Annotated in this window: 15 protein-coding genes; 2 read left to right on the plus strand and 13 right to left on the minus strand. The window is 49.1% G+C overall.

The features are described 5' to 3' along the window. Positions 1-88: 88 nt before the first annotated feature. The 5 genes from C170_RS18515 to C170_RS18535 form a co-directional block, all read right to left on the minus strand. Positions 89-736, minus strand: a complete 648-nt coding sequence (locus C170_RS18515; protein WP_036612754.1) for a hypothetical protein — start codon at positions 734-736, stop codon at positions 89-91. 19 nt (positions 737-755) lie between these two features. After that, on the minus strand, positions 756-2,039 hold the full coding sequence (locus C170_RS18520) for a vWA domain-containing protein (protein WP_036612758.1): 1,284 nt from the start codon (positions 2,037-2,039) through the stop codon (positions 756-758). Between the two features lie 85 nt (positions 2,040-2,124). Next, a complete protein-coding gene (locus C170_RS18525) occupies positions 2,125-4,572 on the minus strand; it encodes a transcription initiation factor TFIID (protein WP_081745980.1) in 2,448 nt (815 codons plus the stop codon). Between the two features lies 1 nt (position 4,573). Beyond that, entirely contained in the window at positions 4,574-7,963 is a 3,390-nt protein-coding gene (locus tag C170_RS18530; protein WP_036612761.1) for a tubulin-like doman-containing protein, read from the minus strand. A 299-nt stretch (positions 7,964-8,262) separates the two neighbouring features. After that, positions 8,263-10,056 carry a vWA domain-containing protein gene (locus C170_RS18535; protein ID WP_036612764.1) on the minus strand — a complete coding sequence of 598 codons (1,794 nt, stop codon included), beginning with the start codon at positions 10,054-10,056 and terminating at the stop codon, positions 8,263-8,265. 262 nt (positions 10,057-10,318) lie between these two features. Between C170_RS18535 and C170_RS30840 the strand changes: the two genes are divergently transcribed. Then, positions 10,319-10,462: a hypothetical protein gene (locus tag C170_RS30840; protein WP_155985097.1), complete on the plus strand. Its 144-nt coding sequence runs from the start codon at positions 10,319-10,321 to the stop codon at positions 10,460-10,462. A gap of 2 nt (positions 10,463-10,464) precedes the next feature. Then, positions 10,465-11,397 (plus strand): hypothetical protein, encoded by a 933-nt coding sequence (locus C170_RS18540; protein ID WP_036612767.1) that lies wholly within the window; start codon positions 10,465-10,467, stop codon positions 11,395-11,397. 492 nt (positions 11,398-11,889) lie between these two features. Here C170_RS18540 and C170_RS18545 read toward each other — a convergent pair whose 3' ends face one another. The 8 genes from C170_RS18545 to C170_RS18580 form a co-directional block, all read right to left on the minus strand. After that, a complete protein-coding gene (locus C170_RS18545) occupies positions 11,890-13,500 on the minus strand; it encodes a DEAD/DEAH box helicase (RefSeq protein ID WP_036612770.1) in 1,611 nt (536 codons plus the stop codon). A 1,415-nt stretch (positions 13,501-14,915) separates the two neighbouring features. Then, positions 14,916-16,367 (minus strand): SulP family inorganic anion transporter, encoded by a 1,452-nt coding sequence (locus C170_RS18550; protein WP_036612773.1) that lies wholly within the window; start codon positions 16,365-16,367, stop codon positions 14,916-14,918. A gap of 518 nt (positions 16,368-16,885) precedes the next feature. Then, positions 16,886-18,556, minus strand: a complete 1,671-nt coding sequence (locus C170_RS18555) for an ABC1 kinase family protein (RefSeq protein WP_036612776.1) — start codon at positions 18,554-18,556, stop codon at positions 16,886-16,888. Beyond that, positions 18,557-18,937, minus strand: coding sequence for a phasin family protein (locus C170_RS18560; protein ID WP_036612779.1), 381 nt, complete (start codon positions 18,935-18,937; stop codon positions 18,557-18,559). A 72-nt stretch (positions 18,938-19,009) separates the two neighbouring features. Next, positions 19,010-19,648 carry a ThuA domain-containing protein gene (locus C170_RS18565; RefSeq protein ID WP_036612782.1) on the minus strand — a complete coding sequence of 213 codons (639 nt, stop codon included), beginning with the start codon at positions 19,646-19,648 and terminating at the stop codon, positions 19,010-19,012. Positions 19,649-19,691: 43 nt separating this feature from the next. Further along, positions 19,692-20,414 (minus strand): SDR family oxidoreductase, encoded by a 723-nt coding sequence (locus tag C170_RS18570; protein ID WP_235200797.1) that lies wholly within the window; start codon positions 20,412-20,414, stop codon positions 19,692-19,694. Between the two features lie 178 nt (positions 20,415-20,592). Continuing rightward, positions 20,593-22,092 (minus strand): cobyrinate a,c-diamide synthase, encoded by a 1,500-nt coding sequence (locus tag C170_RS18575; RefSeq protein WP_036612785.1) that lies wholly within the window; start codon positions 22,090-22,092, stop codon positions 20,593-20,595. Positions 22,093-22,297: 205 nt separating this feature from the next. Beyond that, positions 22,298-23,128 carry a uroporphyrinogen-III synthase gene (locus tag C170_RS18580; protein ID WP_036612788.1) on the minus strand — a complete coding sequence of 277 codons (831 nt, stop codon included), beginning with the start codon at positions 23,126-23,128 and terminating at the stop codon, positions 22,298-22,300. Positions 23,129-23,182: the final 54 nt, after the last annotated feature.

The raw sequence follows: 23,182 nt of genomic DNA on the forward strand, positions 1-23,182 counted from the left end.
CCACTCCCCTCCCCTGATCAGTCAGACTAAGGTGATTTACACTTGCACTACGATGACAGAGTAACCTCCCAATCGCTAGTCCAACTATCTAGTCTGATATAAGCCGATAGGCGGCTCCATATTTCGGTCCGTCCGTGAAGAATAATCGCACATAATCATCCTTGGCAACTTCAACGGGCGGCATCTCATTTCTTCCGGGAGCAAAATCACTCACAAAAGGGTACACCGTACCATCTTCCTTATTCAGCGGAACCCCGCCCTGTTTGCGAACATAACAGAGGGCTTCCTTTGGAACAGGTACTTCCGCTGTGACGGTGATCAATACACTTTTTCGTTTCTGAAAAAAACCGCTCTTGTAGCGAATGGAAAAGCGGATATCCGCCTTCCCTGCGCTTGCAATCACCATGTTGTCCTCGTCTCGTTGACGGATCAGTACAGGTCCCTCTTCCTCCATCTGACACACATACACGGTGTACTTGATGGCACCAAAACCTGTAATCCGATCCGTGTAACCATTGCTCGCCTTATATTCCTCTCTCGTGTACAGCTTCAGCTTGCCCTGTGCAGGCTCTTCCCCGGTACGATCATCGCTCATCATATCCAGCTCCAGCCGTTCCACATACACAGCTTCTACCCGTTCCGGCCAGAGCCAGCGAAGTGTACAACGCCCTTCGTCCACCGCAAGTGTCAGTTTTCGAATCAAGGGTGTCGAAGGGTCTGCATCCATAAACCGCATTTCCATTGACCTCCCGACGTTAGAATCCTTTGCTGCGTGTATCTCTTGGTCTCTGACCGAATCCTTCAGCTGAAGAAGTTCCGCCACCAGCTTCACGACGACCCCTGCTCTTCCGCGGCGTGTTCTCCTTAATCGGAACAATCCAGGAGAAGAGGGTCAATACGCCAGACAAAATGAGCATCGCACCAAGACGTACGAATGTATCCCCCACGTTCGAACCGTCGAGTCCCCACTCCAGCAGAAGCCCTGCCAGTAGACCCGACACCGCACCGCCTATACCAAAGCTGAGCGCGAGATGACGGTTATCAAACACGAGTCCGAGTGACACACCCAGCGCCACCCCAATCAGTAACACTGCTGCTACACGGAAAATCGCCAGATAAACGCTATGCTCCATCATGCCTGTACGCTCCGTTACCAGCGTCCGTTCATCAATCGTATCGTAGATCTGCTGGAATGCCAGATTCAGACCACCGGAATCCGGTACATCATAGTACATGCCACCCGTTTGCTGGGCAATATTACGTAGCAAATCCGTACCTGATGGGTCCACCAGGCTTAGGCCAACTGTATTAATAGAAATCTGTTCACTGGTATATTGGGACAAAATATCTGCCGTATCCGCTTCACTGAAGCCATCAGATAACAAGATGACCACTGTACCGCGTTTCGTGTCCTGTTTGCCCTGAATCTGTTCCATGCCTTCCCGCAGCACGGCATCAAAATTGGTGCCGCCCGAAGTTGTGACAATGCCATCGATTTTGCTATAAACCTCATTCTTGGCCGCTTCACTATCCAGCGCAATAAACGGCTGTAACAACTGCGGTTGGTCATCAAACGTAATGACAGCTACCTGTTTGTCACTCTCCATTTGGCTGATCAGTGTCTTGGCTGCTTCAAAGCGTCCGTTATCCGGATCTGTCTCGCTCATGCTGCCCGAGTTATCGATCATCAGTACGATGTCCTTCACTTGCTTCACACCGCCCGGATTGATCTGATACAACAATTGCAGGGCGAGTCCAACAACAAATAACAGAGCCAGTGTTGCCGGAACAAGCAATTTCCACGACAGTCCCAGATACCGGAGCTTCCATGAAGCGCCATTCAGCTTGGGTGAGATCATCTCTGCGATCAAACAGAACAATCCAACGCTCAGCGCCAGTACGCCAAAGTATAATCCCATCAGCAACAGACGTGGCATCTCTCCAAGCCATTGACGCAGCATGATTTCTCCTACCGCAAAGCCCACTGCCCCGCCAATCAGGCTGAACAGGACCAGGAGAAGATTGATTTTTCGCTGCATGTCTACATGCATCCTTTCCATACCAGCCGTAAACAGGCTGAGTTAATACAAGATTGGTGCGGGGTGTCAGGACACCGCCGGCGTCTTAACGAATGGGTGACAACTTTTCCACCAGACCAGCAGGGTGAAGTTCATAGCCATTCTCCGTGTACGAGTCATAATATACCTTGCCGTTCCGATACACCATGAGATCCTCCAGATGGAAACCGCCCATCAGATTCAGCTTCTCCACGCCACTACTGCGTTCTTCGTACACCACACCCAACTTGTAGATACGTGACGTCTCTTCGGCATGTGCCGCGTAGTCCATGAAAGCACTATGATGGTCACCAAAGAAATACTTCTCTTCATATCGATGTTCCTGCGTATAATCGAATACCCGGACCCGAACAACCGCCTGATCCTCCAGCGTGTGGTACAACCTGCGGAACAGATCATCGCGGGTTAATACATCTTTATCTCCGTAGGCAATCGTAACGTTAGCACGCTGCAACAGCTCTTCTTCAAATGGCAATTGCAACGGCTCTGCCGTAAGCAGCAACGAGTGACATACCTCCATCAGCCGTTTCAGCAGATGGTCATCCCCTTCCGTGGCAAGCCGGTTCATGTCTCCCATGTAACGGTCCTCAAACCATACATCCCGTCCGCGCTTGGCTTCCAGGTCGATGATTAGCTCTTCCGTCACTTTGCCGTAGTACTCCATCACGTTCTGGCCGATGTATTCATCCGCAGCGGCGATACTTTGGGCAGCTGTCTCTCGCAGTGTGCGTTCCAGCGCTTCAAGTGTTGCTGTGACGTGGCGACTAAAACGATGAAGTTCTTCCATCTCCGTATCGTAGATGCGCAGCAGATGTAATTCATTTTCCAGTCGCAGTAATTCTACCTTTGGTACATACACTCGCTCCAGCATGCAGTCAATCAGATTGCGTACATTCTGTTTATCACGGAACAACGCTCGTTTGAACGACTGATCTTCCACTCGCTCTTGCTGACGTTGCTCCAGCAGAGCACGTGCCGATTCAAGCTGCATCGATTTATCCCGAATCAGTCCGAGCAGCGCTTCACGTACACTACCAGGCTCACTGTCACTCCAGGCCGCCCACTGGAAGTAACCAACCTCTGGATGCTCCGCGCGGGAATGTTCAGCCTGACGGCGCAGGGAACCGTTAGAGCTGCGCTCGCGCACACGCTCTTCGACAAGACGGACAACGTTATCGCGGAAGTACGCTTCAGCTCCTTGTCCAAACAACGCTCTCTCCGCTTCACGTAGGGAGAGCGGCTTCAGATCAGAGAAACTGACGTTATGCGTCATGATGCCACTCATGCCACTAACCAGATCTTCATTGGGCAGCAAGCCTTCGACTTTGCGTTCCACCGAAGCCGCGTCCAGTCCAAAGAAAGCGAGCTTGTCCTTAATGCTCCAATCCGGCTCTTGCCGCATGCGTGCGAGCAGATATCGATACAGGTGATATAACACCGTCAGGGCAATCGGCTTGTTTGGCCGCCTGATCTCGGCAAAACCCGCGCTGGCATAACCATGCTGATCAGAGGTGGTACGAATATTGTTTTTAAAAGATGTATTGTTGTACGTGTTCGCTCCCGTGCTTGAAACGCTACCCGAGTGATCCACATCCTGCTTCCTGTTCTTCAGCAGGCAGATACGGCAGATGATCTCGGCATTTTCGATCCAGCCACCGGGAACGCCGGTTCCACGCTCATTTTTGTCGGACAACAGATATACCAGATCAAACAACGGTGACGCGGGATGTGTAACCGGAATGGAGATCCCATCCTCCGTCACCAACAGTTTACCGCTGAACCTGTAGTCCAAGGACTGCATATAATCCAGTTCCCGCAGAAAAGCGAGGCCTGCTGCGCTGGCATACCCGAAGGAATTCACCTGTTCCATCTCGCTGACCAATACATGCAGATCCGTCTGCACCGACTTGAAGGCTTGGGACAAAATGGTCTCCGTCAGCTTGGTGAGCTCTGGCAACAATACATTCAACGGATCATCCGCTCTGGTTACCACCGTAACGTAAATCCGATCAAATGACGAGTATAACCGTCCATATTCGGCAATTCGGTTACTGACCCGACGAAGCGTACGATTCAGATCGTAGAGCGCCTGATCCGATTCGTGGAAACTGCGGTGTACATCCTTGCGCCGTGTTTTGGACGGTCGCTCCGTCTGCCCAGCGGACAGAGGCAAGCGGTGACAAGTCACCTGCCCATCATCGGACGAGCCAATATTCCTCTTTTCACCTGGATGCTCTTTCTGATCTTCTGTACCAATCTGAACGTAGACCACACCGTCTCCGTTATCCCATTTCAGCCGATTGATCTCCTGCACAGCAGACACTGCAGGTGCAACCAGATCACCCACAAACAGGAACAGCGCCGGGTAATGGATACTGCTGCGTCCATCACCCAGGCTGCCTTGACGCTCCTGCTCTATTGCATACTGCGCTGCATACTTCTCCAGATCACGCTTCAGGGTATTGTTCGAATTGAACTCCATCCCGGCCGCCATCTTACTTCAGCCTTCTGCGAATGTCGTTCAGCTTGGACGACATCGTTCTGTAGAACTGATAGATGTCTTCTCCGTTAGCCAGTTCTACCCGCTCATATTCCAGACGATCACGTGATTCCATGAACAGCGCAGCCAGATCATCCAGCTTTGTCAGCAGTGGGGTGATATCTTCTGAAGCCGTGAGATCGTTATCGCGGCGGGAGGCTTTGCGCAGCAATGTACTGCGATCCTTCTCCGCCAGACCGCGGAAGTTGCCAAACACTTCATACTCGGCAAAGTTACGGCTCTTCATCAGGTTTGCGAACGGCTCCCATGCGTCTTCTTCCGGGTCACGGTCATAGACGTAGAGGGCACCTTTTTTGACGATGGTATCGGTATATAACGCTTCGATGAAGCGGTCATACCATTGCTCTTCGTCCTGGTACTGGGCAAGAATGCCTTCGAGTTCGGCGACTTTTGCCGAGATGGCATTCATCTTTGCCAGTTCCTCACGTACGCGCGCGATCAGCTGCGGAGAGCGTACCAGGTTTTCTTTGGCCATATCTTCATTAATACTGCCGAAAATATCCTTAACTCCCACACGTGGCAACCCTTCGGATTGCAGTCGTTTTAGCTCGATCACCGCCCGCTTCACTTCGCCGAGGTTCGGCGTGGTGGACGTGAGACGCATGTCGTAGGCTCCCAGTTTGGCAGACAAATCAAACGCTTCTGTTGTCACAATCGCATACCGATTGCTTGTATTCTCATCAATCGATTTGGCTGTCACAATGTTGTATCCAAGCGCCTGCTCAAATTCGTTACGCACACGGGCGTTATACTGCTTCACGCGGGCGTTCTCGTACACATCTCCCCATGATTTCTCCGGAATCGGAGACGGCAGATAGGTCCAGTTGTTTTTCTCCGTTTGTACCAAGTGTCGACCAATGCCTTCTTTGTCCAAAATGGTACGTTCATAGCTTTCCTCATATACCTTGAGCGGAGTATACACAAAGAGCGGTACCCCGTTGCGGGTATTCAGCCAGAAGATCCGGTTACGCACTTCACTTTCCTTCACGGTAAAATGAGACTTGCCTACGGCATTGTTCTGATAATTGCGAATCCCTTTCAGAATGCCTGGCGCCTGTGCCGGCACCGATACAAATCCCCATGAAGGGAAATGCAGACTGCCCGTACTGTTGCTCAGATTAAACACCGGAACGGCCTCATCATCCAGCTTGCCAGCAATGAAACGTTCCACGAATTTCTCAACCGACTCATCCTGACCATATTTGATTACCAGGAAATCTTCCATGGAACGGGTAATCAGATCACCGAATTTCTCACTCAGGAAGTCGGAGATGGAGCTGACGATATCAATCTCGTTTTCTTTCACCCATTGGCTGGAGTTTTCCAGCAATTCACGAGAGAAGTCACGGATCAGATCATCTGTATCACGCTTATCCAACAGCCCGTCCACCACACTGACGATATCGGGTACACTTACAACGTTCCAGTAATATGTTTTGTTGCCTTTGTGATCGGCTTGTTCTTCGCCACGTGTCAGCAGATCACCGTTCTTGGCGAATATCGAGCTAAGGGCATTCAGCGTTTCGGTAAATACGTTATAAATGCGGCTGTTCTCATGGTTCAGCAACTCATACAGATCTTCATAGAACTCGATCATCTGATCGTTGCGTTCCACGTCGGCGTGTAGCCAGTACTCATGAATTTTTGCTTCAATATAAGCATTCTTTTTCTTCTCTTTGGAGACAAAAGCACTCTTCGCATCGCCCAGTTTCTCTTCGGACTGCTCCTGAGCTGCTTCAATATCACGAGGAATGCGGAAGGCATTCTCACGCAGCGTTTCGATGTACGACTGAATCATCTTCAGTACACAGAAACCTTTTTCCGTATAAATCAGACGAGAGACATAAAACGGACCTTGTTCGGGATGCAAAAACATACGCCGGATCTGTTCGGTGAACTGACCCGCAATCTCACCAGGCAGTTGTTTCTTCGCCTTGATATATTCTTCACGAGCACGAGCCAGGAAGTTCTGCTCCAGCTCGGTATCCATATTCACGACCTGTGATTTCACCACGTTGCCATAGGATAAACGCTCGCTGTTCTGATAACCAGGTAGCGGCTCTGGCACGCGTGCTTCAAAGGACTTGACCACACTTTCGAGATCAATACCCAGCTTGCGGGCAAACTTCTCGGTATCCTCCTGGTTTGGTGCTTTGGAGAACATGGTGTTCATTTTATCGAACATCCGATACGCCAGATAAGTGGTCATCTCTTCAATCGGCAGGACAGCCGAAGATGCACCGATGATGTTGTAATCATAGTTAGCCGGGTACACCTTGTTCATCTGTGCAATGTTTGTGCGAATGTTGCTGATATAGTCATGGATCGCAAACTCCTCACCAGACTGCTTCTCCTCACTTGCCATGAAGTTGGTAATGTTCTCGGCCGTGACGTTCATGCAGTAATCGTAGGCGTTCTCCAGCAGTTTGCCTTCGGTGTTCGTCGCAGAGATCAGATGACACAGGTTAAATGGCGGCAGTGGTGAGTTAACTGTTAAAATATTGCCGTACTTCTGTGTAAATCGCTCACCGCGGCTATCCACGTTCATCCAATAATCCAGCTCTTTGAGCGCAGCATATCCATTCTTGCGAATGTATTCGCGAGTGTGTTCGCTTAAGCTTTTGTTGGACAGGTTCACGTCTGGCGTGAACAGGTATCCAAGTGTATTGACGCGGTCAATCCCGGCAGAGCCGTGATCCCGTTCGATAATACCGCGCACGATATAGGAAATATCGAGGAAACAGCCGCTGCCTGTACCGCCGGACAGACCTGTCAGCAGGAACACCATCAGTTTTTTGTTGGTGCCTACGGATAAGGTTTTGATCTTTTTGTCGATAGCCTGTACGACCTGATTAATCTTGGTGAACAGGAGCAGACGTCCAGCCTGACGCACACCTGCGGCGCCGTTCATGCCGTCCGTAATGCTCAGTTCGGGAGACAGCCAGTCCGTAATATAAGGCTCCAGCACGCTGCGGTTTTGTAGAAGTCCGCCAATCTCGGCATTGGACAGCAAAACGAATTCATTGATCGGATCAAGTCCGATCCCTTTATACTTTTTGGCACGATCCTGTTCGTTTGTCTCAAAAGCCAGAAACTCCACATTGTCCGGCTTGTCCATTTTTTTCTTGGATACCGGGTCCTGTGGCAGCTTGAAACGACGGTTGATCTGATATTTGAGGCGCAGCAGCGCGTCAATTCCCGTTCCTCCCAGACCGATAATCAAAATGGGGTTATCAATCGTATCAACTCTGATCTTCTCACTGACAATACCTCCGCCAAGTGATACATCCAGTTGCTGAATATGTTCTCTAACAATCGGTTTCATTCCATGTCCTCCTTAGATTAACGCACGTATGCTTCAATCTATATAATTCAAACTAAAGAATATTTACACTTGCCACTCCGTTGACAGAACAACCTTCCGATCGCTGTTATACCCAGATTTTTTGATTCTATTTTCCAAAGGTGAACATCTGGGTATAGCGTATGCTTCCGATGTAGCTTTCTTTCAGAAAGCTTTTAGGCGAACGCTTCGCTTCTCCAGCTTTTTTCTGTCCTCTCCGTTCTCGTGTAAACAATTATATCCAACTCAAATTTTCATTCCTTTTAAACCAAACAATCATCTTACACCAGATACTCAATTAAAATGGTCTTGTCCGCCTGTTGCAGCGGGATGCTCAGTCGGTCACCGTTCTTCAGTTCAACGCCTGAGCTTGCATCGACTGCACGACCGGATTTCTCCAGCGTACCGCCTGCGGTGTTACGGATTATAATTCGATCCCCATTGCTGGGCGTAAATACATATTTTTCGGTTTCCTTCAGCTCAGGGTCCAGTTGCAACAACTGATGCAGATGGAATCTGCCCCGGAAGGATACCAACTTTTTATATTGTGGATAGGACTTGTCTCCCGTGTTCTCATCACGAATCTCCACGACCATCTGACCTACAAATCCCCGATTTTTTCGTTTCAGCCAGCCCATCAGGAACCAGGCACCAACACCAACCACAATCAGAGCTATAACACCCAGGATGACAGGCAACCAAGGAAACGGCTTGTCCTGTTCACCGACTGACGTTGTTGGTTGAGATCCACTTCCGGCTGCTCCACTCGCGTTGATCGTGATTGGCTCACTTTCACGGTAGAAGCTGTCTTCTTCCGCACGGAATACTAATTCATAGTTATGATTGTCTGGTACTTCAAACGTTCCGGCAAAACCAGAACCTGTGTTTTCCAGCGGTTGTTCCTCGCTTTTACCTGTATCCACATCTTTCACAACCAGCGTCGCCTTCATATCCTTATACAGGTCATTATCCTGAAGCGGCTGACCTCCATTCTCCAGTTTGGCTGCAAGATCAACCTTATCCCCTTTGGTATAGGACTTGGTCTTAATTGGGTCCACAACGAGCTGAAGATCATAGTTGAACAACAGGTTGATATCGATGCTGTCTTTCGGAGCCCCTTTTACCCGAAGTTTCCAGTCTCCTTCTTGGGGTTTCAACAGCTTCACGAGTGAATAACTCTTCGACGTCGAGAGCTTGGCTGCATCCGAGTTCAGATCCACGGCTTGTCCGGAAGGGTCCGTCAATTGCACTTCCACCGGCTTCGAAGACATGATCGAAATGTTTGCTTCCAATACACTGTCGTTTGGCACGTTCACGGTAACTTCCTGATAACTGCCGTTTCCCGTTACAGAGGGTAGCTTCACGACATTCAGTTTGGCATGATCGGCGAAAATCTCACTCAGAATCTGTGGCAGATCATCCGGCGTATCGGTAATGAATGACTTGCCTCCGGTCTGCTTGGCCAGGTCTGCGAGTGCATCCTTGTTCAGCTTGCCATCGGCGTTAAGTCCAATCGTATATACCGGGATACCCTGATCCTGTGCTTCCTTCACGGATTTCGCCAGATCAGCGTCGGATTGTGCCTGTGTACGGCCTTTGGTTTTGTTAAAGTCATTGTTGCCATCCGCCAGCAGCACGATCATCGGCGAGTGGGATGGGTCTGCACCATGATTCAGTATGTTGACGGCTTCGGCGACACCAACTGAGACATCGGTATATGGCCCCCGGCCGAGCTGATCAATAAAATCTTTCAGGCTGCTCTTGTCCGCATCGGACTGAATCTCCAGCATAGCCTTTTCCCGCTCCACCTGATCGGTATAAGCGACAATCCCTACCTTGTCCCCCTGGACGGGCAGCATATCAATAAACATTTTCATGGCTTCATTACTGATCTTGTCACGGTCACTTGTATTCATCGAATTACTTACATCGGCTACAAGTACCGCATCGATTCCGCTCGTCTGTGCCTGAGCCGCTGCAGCTTGTGGCAGCAACGCTTGAGGTAACAGTAGCGTTAGAATTGCCAGCAGAACCATCGTTCCGCTGAGCCAGCGTATTTTGCGTGTCCGCAGCATTGGGTGTACTCCTTCACGTTTGAGATTAAAATGGGAATAGTTTATTATAGGCGTCAAGCCTTAAGGAAATCTTAACAGTCTACTAACAAATTCTGAAAAGCACCCCTATCTTGAGTTACAGTTTTGTAATGACTGACAAAAATCGACGATTTCATGCCTTGAACTGGCACAAAAGTACCAACTATGGAAATATGATATAGTTATTGCCAGCAAACTGCAATATAACAGCGCTTGTTCACCAAGCCATAGAAGGGAACGGATTATGGTTACATACGGATGCCTCGCCATATTGTTTCTTTTTGTCATTATAAAGGTAACTGCACTCCAGCTTCATCGGCGGAAACCAATCTCCCGCGAAGACATGGATCGTACCCTCTACACTATTCTGAATGGTGAGCGTGATTGAGCATGAGTACTAAACTAGTTGTATCCATAAGACCATTTCATCGAACGACCTATGCCTATGAAAAGTTGCAAGTCTGCTCACGTTGTGGACAGTACACCTGCCTGTGGGAAGAGGAGTGCACGGCCTGTGGCCGGGGTACCTTGAATTCCGTTCAAGCGAAGGCAACTTCCCGTGTAAAACGCCGGATTGCACGCGACTTGTTCATTACGATATTGTTCGGTGTAGCTGCTACCTATTTCGGTGAGACCATAGATCAGACCATGGCGGCAGCCAGCGTTTCCCTGCTGCTTCTGGCCTTACTGATCTTCATGCAGAAACGTTCATTCGAGGTAGAGCAGCAGCGCGAGTTGAAGCGCACGTTACAACAGGATGAGGAACTCATCCGCCAGGGTATTAACCGCAATTGGGCTCTGGTCGCCGAAGCTCGAAAACAGGATGAAGCACTTGCCTATGAGATGCTCCGCGAGATCGGCTCACTCGTCTACAATGACCGGATTCGACTGCAGCAGGTTGCGCTGTTACAATCCTTTGTCCTACGCAGTGATATGGATCTGCAGCTCAAGCCCTTGCTCTTACGCAGCTTCGAGCGGCTGCTGGCTGAATATATTGGTGAGATTGCTCGGCTTAAGCCGGATTTGATCCGTGAAGATGCGATTCGTTATATCGCGACCTATGAAGTGAACATTTTACAGCTCCACAATGGAATTCAGATACTTACAGCCGTAGCTGCTGCTGCCGTGCGCAAGAGCAAATATATTGAGTTATTCCCTAGTCTTATTACCCGCTACGCCCGCTTTATGCCCAAGGATCGCTTCATGAGACTTTATCACACGATTGAACGCTATCCGAGCAAGGCACGAGGGGGATTGGCAGAGTCGGTAGGTCGGGTTTATAACGAGAAATATCGGGATCAATATGCAGATGTTCAGCTGTAGGGATGATATATTGAGAAAGAAAAACGTAGTTTAGTGCAAACTCACTCCCTGTAATATAGACGAATGCAATTTCATCCATCCCTGCATGCGCGTCAGCACCACAGATCGAAGGTTATGCTTCTAATGATATAAGAATTAATCCAAAAACACCCCATCCTTAGGTCTAGGATGAGGTGTTTTGAATTTTATGGCAGTCTGCCACGTGCTAAACGCAGTACACGAAAAAAAGGAAAAACTACATGGGGAATACCTAAATGGCATCTTCCATGGATCAAGTAGGCACGCAAACAGGCACTCACAGATGACAAAAAGAATAAGCGGAAATGAGCATCTGTCCTGGTGAAAAAGGGCCGCGACGTGGTTCCGTCGCGACCCTTGATCTGAGGGTTCGGTACATGTGTACCCGAATCCTCTCATATGTGCCATGCCAAACCCTGTGGCATGGCATGGTGCCTGCGCAAGTGCGGCTGCATCGCCGCTTGCGCCAAGGCTTTACCGTCCGCGACGAGAATCGCGACGGTCGCCCTTCGCCGGTCCGCGTCCTGCGGATTCCGGACGGCGAGAGCCTTCGCTGCTGCGCCCGGAGGTGCGCTTGTCGGCACTACGGCCAGCCCAGCCGCTGCTAGCTGCACCGCGTCCGCCTTGGCCCACTGCACCGCGACTGCTGTCGCTGCTGCGCGCGGAACCACGCCCTGCGCTACGCTCGTCGCCACTGCGACCCGCACCGCGTCCACCTTGGCCTGCTGCACCGCGACTGCTGTCGCTGGTGCGTGCGGAACCACGGCCTGCGCTGCGCTCGTCACCACTGCGGCCACCGCTACGACCACCTTCGCCGCCGCGGGAACCACGTCCGCCATCTCTGCGATCGTTACGGCCTGCACCGCGACGAGCACTGCCAGTTCCGGAAGAGCGTCCACCTGAACGTTCGTCATCCCCTTGACCGTTGATTGAACGTCTAGCTGCTCCAGTTGAAGCAATTGGACCTTCGCTCGTCCACTGGATACGGGACAGCTTCTGGTCGATCCCTTGTTCAATACGTGCAAGTTCCGGTCTGTCGTGCTCTGTTGCAAACGTTACAGCAAGACCTGTACCGCCTGCACGGCCCGTACGACCAATCCGGTGAATATAACTTTCCGCATCATGCGGCATATCGTAGTTAAATACATGCGTAACGCCTTCAACATCAAGTCCACGTGCAGCTACATCTGTAGCAACGAGTACTTGCAGTTTGGCATCGCGGAACGCTTTCATAACGTTCTCACGCTTGGATTGGGACAGATCTCCATGAAGTTCATCACTTGCATAACCTGCTTCACGCAGATCTTGGTTCAGCTTGGATGCACGACGCTTGGTCCGGCAGAAAATAATCGCCAAGTATGGGCGATACGTATCAATCATGCCGCGAAGCGCTTCAAGCTTGCCGCGATCCGTACATTCCAGCACCTGCTGGCGAATCTGTTTGATCGGGATAACAGATTGGGAAGATACCTTCACATCTTCCGGATCTTTCATGTAGGTCTTCGCCAGGTTGCGTATGCCCTTTGGCATCGTTGCTGAGAACAGCATGGTCTGACGTTTGTGTGGCAGCTCACTAAGAATCGTCTCCACATCGTCCAGGAAGCCCATGTGCAACATTTGGTCGGCTTCATCCAGCACCAGTTTTTTCACATTATCCAGCTTCAACGTGCCACGGCGCAGGTGATCCAGCAGACGACCCGGTGTACCAATAACGATCTGGGTACCGTTCTGCAATTTACGCAGTTGTTTATCCACATCCTGCCCACCGTATACGGCAAGCACGTGCAGTTTATCGTCATTTGCCGTGAGCTTCTTCGCTTCTTCCGTAATTTGCAGCGCAAGCTCACGCGTAGGCGCGATAATCAGCGCTTGCGGAGAACGGTCGGATACGTTAATTTTCTGAATAATCGGCAGCAAAAATGCCAGCGTTTTCCCTGTCCCTGTCTGTGCCTCAGCGATAATATCGCGTCCACCCAACAGTACCGGAATCGAACGCTCCTGTACCGGAGTCGGCACGGCGATGCCCTGATGTTTCAGGATCTCGCACCATTCCGGGCGAATGCCCAGTTGTTCAAAGTTTGCCAATCGTTACACCTCTGTATATTCATTTAGATAAGTCCATTTCATAATGACCTTAGTATCAGTATCTGCCATCAAGACTAGTTTTCCTTATATCAATCATGATTATGAAATGAATTTTTTAAAAAGCAATCCACTCGTTGCTCTTCTTCTCCATACCCTGTAGTTTACACGTTAGTCAAGCAAAACAAAAGGGGATACAGCGTTACACCCCCAACTTGTAGCACAAAACCCCAAGATCAGCGTAACTTGTATCGACCAAGTGAGTTTGAGGACGGTTATGAGAGAGTGTGTGAGGTTGGTTTTGAGAGTAACTATAGGAGCCCCTCTGAGAATGATGATGAGTGGAGTAAGCTAAAGCGCTAGCTCGAAGTATGACCCTGACTCTGTAGAATGGGGTTGAGGATTGAACTGCACATGGTCAGGCGGAGGTTATGCGGGCTACAGTGTCTGATGGCGCTCCTTGAGAAAGATGTATTGGATCGTTATGTTCATAATCCTTGGATAGTTTAGAGATTTCGTTGAGATTGAGATAGCTGCTATGATTCTATAAATTGTTGTACAGGATATTCTGAAACAGATCAAAAGGAAGCTATTTTGCAAAAGTTTCAGGAATTGAAAGAGTACCTCACATAACTCCGTACATTGAGATCAAGATCTCTCGCGGTTCGAAAATAGCTCCAACGATCGCCCCCCACTTACCACTAATTCTAACGAATCCAGGACACCCTATTACGCCAATTAAAGCCGTTTGGATTTTTTAACGAACTCCAGTCACCTTATTACTCGGAAATACCGGGGAAACGGCATCAGTATAGGTGGAATCAGCAAAATAAGATGTCTAAGATTCGTTAGAATAACGAAAACATGAAATAGTTCCATATAAGACGCGCCAGGTTCGTTAGAGTTTACACATAGGGAGGACACAAGCATCAACACAGTAACATCAGCTACAGCAATAACAACATATACTAGAACCAGAACACCAACTACAAATACTAGAACTAGGAACAACAACAACAACAAGCACTACCTATACTTCTACTAGAACTACTACTACAACTTCTACTAGAACTACCACTACCACCATTAGAACTATTTCTTCTTCTTCTTCTTCTTCGTTCTTTTTCTGTTCTCTTCTTCACTGTACACACCACACACTCTAATAAAAACAACGACGCCCTCTCCCCAATTTATTTTAGGAAAAAGTGCGCCGTTGATAGAAAGTATCTTTTTATGTTATCTACTACACAGGGCTGTCACATGTCTGCTCACCACTACTTTAGGACAGTAGCCCTCATAACTTCATTACTTGTTTAGATCCTTAATTCCAGATTTACTAAACCGTTCATTTTTCACCTTGTCCGCGTAACTATAGTCAGACATTGCACCTTTGGACAACAACCTTCGTTGCAACCAAGTTACGAACCGTGCCCTCCAGCTGTAGCAAATCCACTCCGTTCAAGAATACGGGAGCTTTCCTCGTTTAACCCGCGCAGGTGCACGGTTTTGCCTAGCTTCGCGTATTTGAACTTCAATTTGCCGATAGCCACAACCGCAGTGTTATCCCAGATATGTGAACCTCCGAAATCAATCGTGATTTCCTTCGGATCGGCCTCTGCATCGAACTCATCTACAAAGCGGGACGAAGAGCCAAAGAAGAATGGTCCGTGAACCCGATATACTTTCTGCCCTTGTTCCTGGCTCGCCTGTACGCGAATCTTGGTCTGTTTCCAGCCAAAATGCAGCACACTGAGCACAACGCCGACCATAACCCCGATCGACAGATCGTGGGTATAGACCACAATTGCCACCGTCACGATCATGACAAAGGCTTCCGCGCGCGGCACGCGAGTTATATTTTTGATAGAACTCCAGTCGAATGTTCCGATACACACCATAAACATCACACCAACGAGCGCACCCATCGGTACCTGTTTCACCACACCGCTAAACAGCAGCAACAGAATCGCGAGAAACGCACCCGCAGTAAACGTGGATAATCTTCCACGTCCACCAGATTTCACATTAATGACCGACTGCCCAATCATCGCACAGCCGCCCATGCCGCCAAACAAACCGTTAACAAAATTCGCAATACCCTGACCACGCACTTCACGATTCTTGCTGCTCTTGGTCTCGGTCATCTCATCCACGATGGTTGCAGTCAGCAGGGATTCCAGCAAACCAACCAGTGCCATGGTGAATGAATAAGGCAACAGAATAATCAGCGTGTCCCAAGTCCACGCAATATTTGGCAAGTGGAACATCGGCAGAGTGCTCGTTATATTTCCCATATTGCCTACCGTTCTTACGTCCAGATGGAACACCACGGTAATAATCGTCATCACGACGATTGCAATCAGTGGAGCTGGAATGCCTTTGAAAAACCGTGGCAAAATATAAACGATCGCCAGCGTGCCCGCTACCATCGCATACATAATCCAGTTCGCTCCCGTGAAGTGGGTTAACTGCGCCATAAAGATGAGTATAGCCAGTGCGTTAACGAATCCGGTCAGTACCGAATGAGGCACAAACGTAATAAACCGTCCAACCTTAAATATGCCCAGTAGAAACTGGATAATGCCCGTCAAAATCGTCGCCGCAAAAAGATATTCCACGCCATAATCCTTGACGAGTCCAACCATCAGTACCGCCATGGCACCGGTTGCCGCCGAGATCATGCCTGGTCTTCCACCAGCAATCGAGATCACAATCGCAATCGTAATCGAAGCGTATAATCCGACCATCGGATCAACACCCGCAATGATGGAGAACGCAATGGCTTCCGGAATTAACGCCAGCGCTACCGTAATGCCTGCCAGCACGTCTCCGCGAATGTTGCCAAACCATTGTTGTTTTAAAGTATTCATATGTTCTTGCCGTTCCTCCTACGTGTATTCCTTATAATGGACAATCCCGCTGAACAGTAACGGAAGCCGTTCACACTAACCATCTACCCAGGACAGCACAAAACAACGGATTCCTCTCCGCGTCATTCACCTATGCTCATCCCTGAGTTGCATCATTATTTACCATCCATATTGCTTTGAAGGGTTAATATGCACTCATGTCTTTTCCGTTCCAGTGTGTACCGCTGGTGTTCCATTACTGCCTCAGTTGTCTTACTCGTGCGACATCAGGAGCTGATCCTGATGCCAATAGGTTTTCCCCTCTCAGAAAAACCGGGTCCGTTAATGTACTGACCTATTATTATAGTCACAGGACCGGATATGTACTAATACAGTTAAGGCGAAAAAACAGAACCTTTTCTTCTATTATCTTAATCTTTCTATAATTTACTCACCAATTCTCTATTCACAAAAAATAACCCGCAAAGATCCTTTGAAGAAAGTCTCTTTACGGGTATTCTTGTGATGTAATGCCGTTGCTAGAACCTTCCCGATTTGAATATCGAATAGAGCAGGAAAGCCACCATTAGAATCGCCACCAGGAAACCAATCTCAATGACCGGAATATCCCACAGCATCGTGGACTGATGACTGATCGACGAACCGATAATCAGGCCCACCATAATGATACAGAAGGCAAGTAACACAATACTGAAAGACAGCCGATTACTAATCTGATCCATTCTGCGCATGAGTGCATCCAGTTCAGGGACACTAATCTCCAGCCTCAGCTTGCCTTTGCTAATAATGGATGATAATTGCCTTAACTGCCCTGGCAGACCAATGACACTCTCTGCCATATCAGCCGCACTGCGGAACAACCGATTCTTGATTCTTCCTGCGCTAAAACGTTCCTTGATCAGCTTCCGCCCAAAAGGCTCGGCCATATCTACAATGCTCAGGGTAGGATCGAGATGTTCGATTACACCTTCCATCGTTAGCAACGATTTACCGAGCAGCAGAATATCCGCAGGCATGACAACCCGGTGCCTCTGAGCTACGCCGAACAAATCATTCAACGCCTGACCCACACTAATCTTGGAAAAGGGAATATCGTAATATTTGGTACGCAACTTGTCCAAATCCACATGAAGACCACGCAGGTCCATGTCATCTGGCATCATGCCGAGTTTCTCAATCGCCCGGATCATACTGTCGGTATCTTTGCGCATTAACCCAATAATAAGCGAAGCGAGCTGTTGTTTCATCTCATCACTCAGACTGCCCACCATACCGAAGTCTATAAAAGCAAGACGTCCATCCTTTAATACCATCAGATTGCCTGGATGTGGGTCAGCGTGAAAGAAACCCTGAATAAAGATCTGATTCAATAATGAATCCACCAGTCGCTCGGCAATGTTATTCAGATCATGACCGCGTCTGACCAGTTCTTCACGATCATTGAGTTTGATACCTTCGATATACTCCATAGTGAGCACACGGGACGAAGTCTGATCCCAGTAAATTGCCGGGATTTTCACCTTGTTGTCCTGTTGGTACTGCTGTGCAATCTTTTCCGTATTTCGGCCTTCGACCGTATAATCCAGCTCGGCCATCAACGCCTGAGCATATTCTTCGACCATTTGCGGAATCTGATATTGCTTCACCCAGTCCCAGCGCTTCTCGGCCATGGCTGTCAGCTCACGCAAAATATCCAGGTCACGCTGCACAATACGCGATATGCCCGGCCGCTGAATCTTGATGGCTACCAATTCACCGCTTTGAAGTTTGCCCAGATGCACCTGTCCAATGCTGGCCGCAGCTACAGGGGTATCCTCGAACCGGGAAAAGATCTCCTCCAGCGGTGTATCCAATTCCTGTTCCAAAATACCCCGTGCCGTCTCGGAAGAGAACGGCGGGACCTGATCCTGTAACTTCACCAGCTCACGAATGACAGACTCAGGCAACAGATCTGCCCTTGTGCTTGCGAGTTGCCCCAGCTTAACGAAAGCTGGCCCCAGCTCCTGCAGCACAAGCCTAATACGTTCACTCAGCGTTTTGGTGGTGTGTGCTTCACGCGACATCCACCGTCTGGGCAGAGCCAGCAACTGGAACAAACCCAGCTCCTCGACCATATAACCGAAGCCATGACGCACTAGCGCCATGGCAATTTCACGGTATCTGCCGACATGTTTGATTCGCACTGCCATCTACTCGATCTCGTTTCCTTTGAGAGGAGGAGGAACTTCAAGTGGAGCTGGGGATTCATCAGGTTGAAGCTGTGGTGAGTGGCCCAGTTCGGCAAGTTTTTTCTCCAGAACGGCAACGCGCTGTTCCAGACTGGTTACATCACTTTCGGATGCCACACCAGCTTCCTGAAGCACACGCTTGACCTGTTCTTGAATCACTCTCTTGAACTGGCCTTGCTCTTCATCGCCCCGTTCCAGTAGACGTTCAACCAAAGCTTTGGATTCACCGGGCGCAAGTTCCCCGCGCTTGACCAAATCATCCACGGTTTTCTCAATTTTTTCTTTGCTTACGACAGTAAGACCAAGCCCTAACGAGATCGCCTTTTTGAACAAATCGCTCATTTTTGTCATCCTCCTCTTCGTTGATCTCTATATTATACCCCTTATACTCTGCACGCAAAAATGTCAGTCCGATCAGACGTAACGCGCAGCCCATTTGCCTGCTTGCAGAAGTAACTTGCGGTACGTTTCGTGTGCAAAAGACGGCACATGGTGACCCGGCATCAGATAAACAATACGCCCAACACCATATCGATGAGCCCAAACCGCAGGCTTTGGTCCTTCTTCGGATTGATATTCAAGCAATATTTTCGTTTCGGCAAAAGAACCAAATTCGAACTGATAAGGCTCTTCTTCCATTGTGAAATTCGAGATGCCCTCCGTCACGGGATGGCTTTCCGCCGTTACAGTGAATTCAAGCGGTGTATACGCCGGATGATGCAGGAACTTGGCACCGATCATCTGTTTGAGCTCATAACGATTTTGGAGCGAAATGCCGTTATGTATAATGACCAGTCCCCCCCCATTACTTACATAGGACAACAAACCTGCTGTCTGCTGTGGAGAGACTTTACCCTTCCAATCGTCCATGTATGAGATACATACATCAAACCCGGTTATATTTTCTTGCAGCAGCATATTCCGATTCTCACTGCACTGCACAGTCATAGTATCATGGAAAATTCGGCTTATCTCCGCATCCACCCCCTGAAGCGGGTGCCAATCCGGATGTGTATAATCGCCAAGTAGTAATGCTTTTTTACGATGATCCATTCAATTAATCTCCTTTCTTGTTCACCTCACTGTATAAAACCAACTACCAGGGGAGCTTCTCTCCCTTGTAGTCCACATATGCGGGCTGATCTCCTTTAAACTGTTTATGGCGGTCGATAAGTACTGCGATATGCTGTGCAGATTGCTCGGGCGTGAGATCCGCAGCAACATCCAATTCGCCCCTCATATAACTCTGTACCCAACCGGGATGCACAAGCATCACTTGTCCGCCTTCATCCTTCAGACCATTGTGCACAAGACGGGCCTGCATGTTCAAAGCAGCTTTGGACATACAATAGGCATACCACCCATCCCGACTGCATTGCTCTATACTTCCAGCCTCGGAAGAGATATCAACAATCAGCTTGACCTGTCCTTGAAGAAGGAGGGGTAACAGGGAATGAGTCACACGCAGTGAACCTAAGGTGTTCACATTAAATACTTCAGCCATCTCCGCCATATTCAACGGCCCGCGGATATGATCCGTAATACTTCCTAGTATAGCCGCATTATTGATCAGCATATCCAAATGATTCGTATCCAGCTTCAATGTCTCCGTGAACAGAGCTACCGACAGGTCGTCCGCGATATCCAGTTCGATGGCGCGCAGATGGTCAGGATATCCTTCTGCAAGCATACGAATCCCCTCGGAATCTTCCACGTCCAGACCGGCCGCATACACGAGATACCCTCTCTTCAGCATCTGTGCCGTCAAAGCCAATCCCAATCCCCGAGCAGCTCCCGTTACACATACGGTTCTCATCATGATGTCCCTCCCTCGCATAATGATTCTGTCTTTTATTCATTCCACATATTCATCTGAAAACCTTTAATTCAGAATAGGATTGCCAACTTCACGACCAAAGACTCAGGAGGTAAAAGCGAGATTAGAGCCATTTTGCTTATTGAATTCAGCTATCTATTTGAGCTATAAATAGCTGTTATTATCTCTGCATATCTCGCTCCTGCCGATAGGCTAAACAATGTTCCACCCATCTTCGAGCAGCTGCCGGATAAGAGCCCAGATGAACGTGCGTATACCCCGCCACGATGTTGCCTGCGGCATATCCCTCTTGCTTCAAGCCACGCATCCCCTTGGTCTCATACGCATAAGGAATCGTTTCTTCATCACGATAGGTCATTGTCGAATAATGAAATTCATGACCTCGAAGTACTTCACCCTTTTTCAGTAAAAAGGAATCCTGAACGCTACTCGCTTCACGGTAGCCAAGCGCAGCGCGCTTCTTCTGCATCTGCACCTGTGCGGGGATAATGCCCGCCATGTCGAAAGTAACTCCCTCTCGGTCGGTCAACGTTTCTCCAAGCACCATGTAACCACCACACTCGGCAAATAAAGGCATGTTGGATTGTGCTGCGCGTCGAAGTCCTTCCAATAAATCTTGGTTACCGGCAATCTCTGCTGCAAACTCCTCTGGAAACCCGCCACCCAAATAGATGCCATCCACATCTGTTGGAATACTTTCGCCAGCGAGTGGACTGAAGTAATGTAATCGAGCCCCGGCCGCTTCGAGCAATTCCAGATTATCGGGATAATAGAAATTAAATGCCGCATCGCGCGCAACGGCAATGACAGGCTGCATCACATATGATACATGTCGATTATTAACATGGATCACTGAATTGGAAAGTGGATCGTAATTCGAGCCTGATTCAGCATTAGCCGAATCAGCTTGGGCAGTAGTTGCAGGAATCACTTCTTCTTCATTCAAAGGTGGGGCGCTTGTCGCCAGCTCCAGAAGAAGATCCAGATCGGTGCCTTCCATCAGCACATCGGCAGCCCGCTGAAATAATGGTTTCAATTCACCCCGCTCAATGGCAGGTAAAAGTCCAAGATGTCTCTCAGGGATGGACATGTCCTCGTCCCGCTTCAGCCAGCCAACCACCGGAATGCCGCACATCTGCTCAATGGCTTTTTTCACAATGGTATAATGACCCGCACTTCCACAACGGTTGACGATCACTCCGGCAATATGTAATTCAGGCTCCAGCTGTTGAAAACCCAGTACAATCGCGGCCGCACTGCGAGCCATGCTGCGTACGTCCACAACCAGGATCACAGGAGTCTGGGTCACTAGAGCAATCTCTGCAGTTGAGCCTGTATTGCTGAGCGGATCTTTGCCATCGTAGAGGCCCATAACGCCTTCTATAATAGAAATATCATGCCCCGCCGATGCCTTCTCGAACGTATCTCTCACATACTCAGGCGATGTCATCCATGCATCCAGATTACGTGACGGTCTGCCCGTGACGGCGGTATGATATGTCGGATCAATATAGTCCGGGCCGCATTTGAACCCTTGTACACTCAAGCCACGCTGAGCGAGTGCTCTCATTAGCCCTAAGGTTACTGTCGTTTTCCCTGCACCACTTCCGTTGCCTGCAATGATCAGTCGGGGTCTGGCGTTACGGATTGAAATGGTCATCGTCATTTCCACCTTTTCTTCGAGATAACAAAAGCCTCTGATCGAAGCACTATCAAGGATGTACATTCGTGTTTTAGTTGTAACGTATAAATTCTATAATCTAAACAAAACCGCATCATATAGCGATGCGGTTAAGCTTAATGCACACTCTTTATTCATGAAGCGACGCCAAAAGCTTTTGTCGAACTGATCTAAAAGTAGGCCACTAATCTCTAATCTTGGCCGCACGCCCTGCTGCAAAGTAACGTCCAAGCTCAACGATGAGTGCTCCCATCTTCTCTTCCTCCGGAATGACCAGTGCCTCAATGCCTTCTTCACGCATGGAGTTTGCGGTAACTTTACCTACAGACGCAGGAATTACACCTCGTCTGAAGGCTGCAAGCATCGGCTCAAGCTTGTCCTGGGAGGCCGCATATTGCGTCAGAAACCTAACCTGCGGTCCACTTGTGAACGCAACAGCATCTACTTCGAAATTTAGAATTTCATTTAATAACTGTTCCAACTCTGCCTCTTCTGGCGGTACATGGCGGTAAGGAAGCACTTGTCTGACGATGGCACCTTGTTCTTCCAACCATGCAACGAGCTTGGGAGCTGTCTCCCCATGAAGTTGCAACATAACCTTTTTCCCTGCGAGATCATGTGGGGTGAATTCTCGAATGAGCCCGTCCGTGCTACCGTCATCATCTCGTACCAGCGGTGTTAACTTGCGCTTTTTGAGCGCATTCACCGTCTTGTATCCCCTTGCCGCAATTGAGGATTCCGATAATACATCCAGTAATTTTCCCGCCACTTCCATATCCTCAGCCATTTCAAATAATGCATCCAATCCCATACCCGTAGTTAACACCGCCCAGTCTGGCGGGTCTGAGATCCAAGATACCAGCCCATCCCTGATACTCCGATCATCCAGGAATACGGTCCCCTGTGCCGGTCGCACAAGCGGGATTCCACCCATTTTTTCAACCAGTATGGACATTTCTTTCGATTTTCGTGGTCCTGTCAATGCTACACGCACACCTGCCAAATGTTGAGCCATTCATGTTCCCCCCGTTAGTTCAGCCGAATGTTCATCAGTCTGACTACAGTATAC

This window comes from Paenibacillus sp. FSL H7-689, assembly GCF_000517905.1.
Lineage (GTDB): Bacteria > Bacillota > Bacilli > Paenibacillales > Paenibacillaceae > Paenibacillus > Paenibacillus amylolyticus.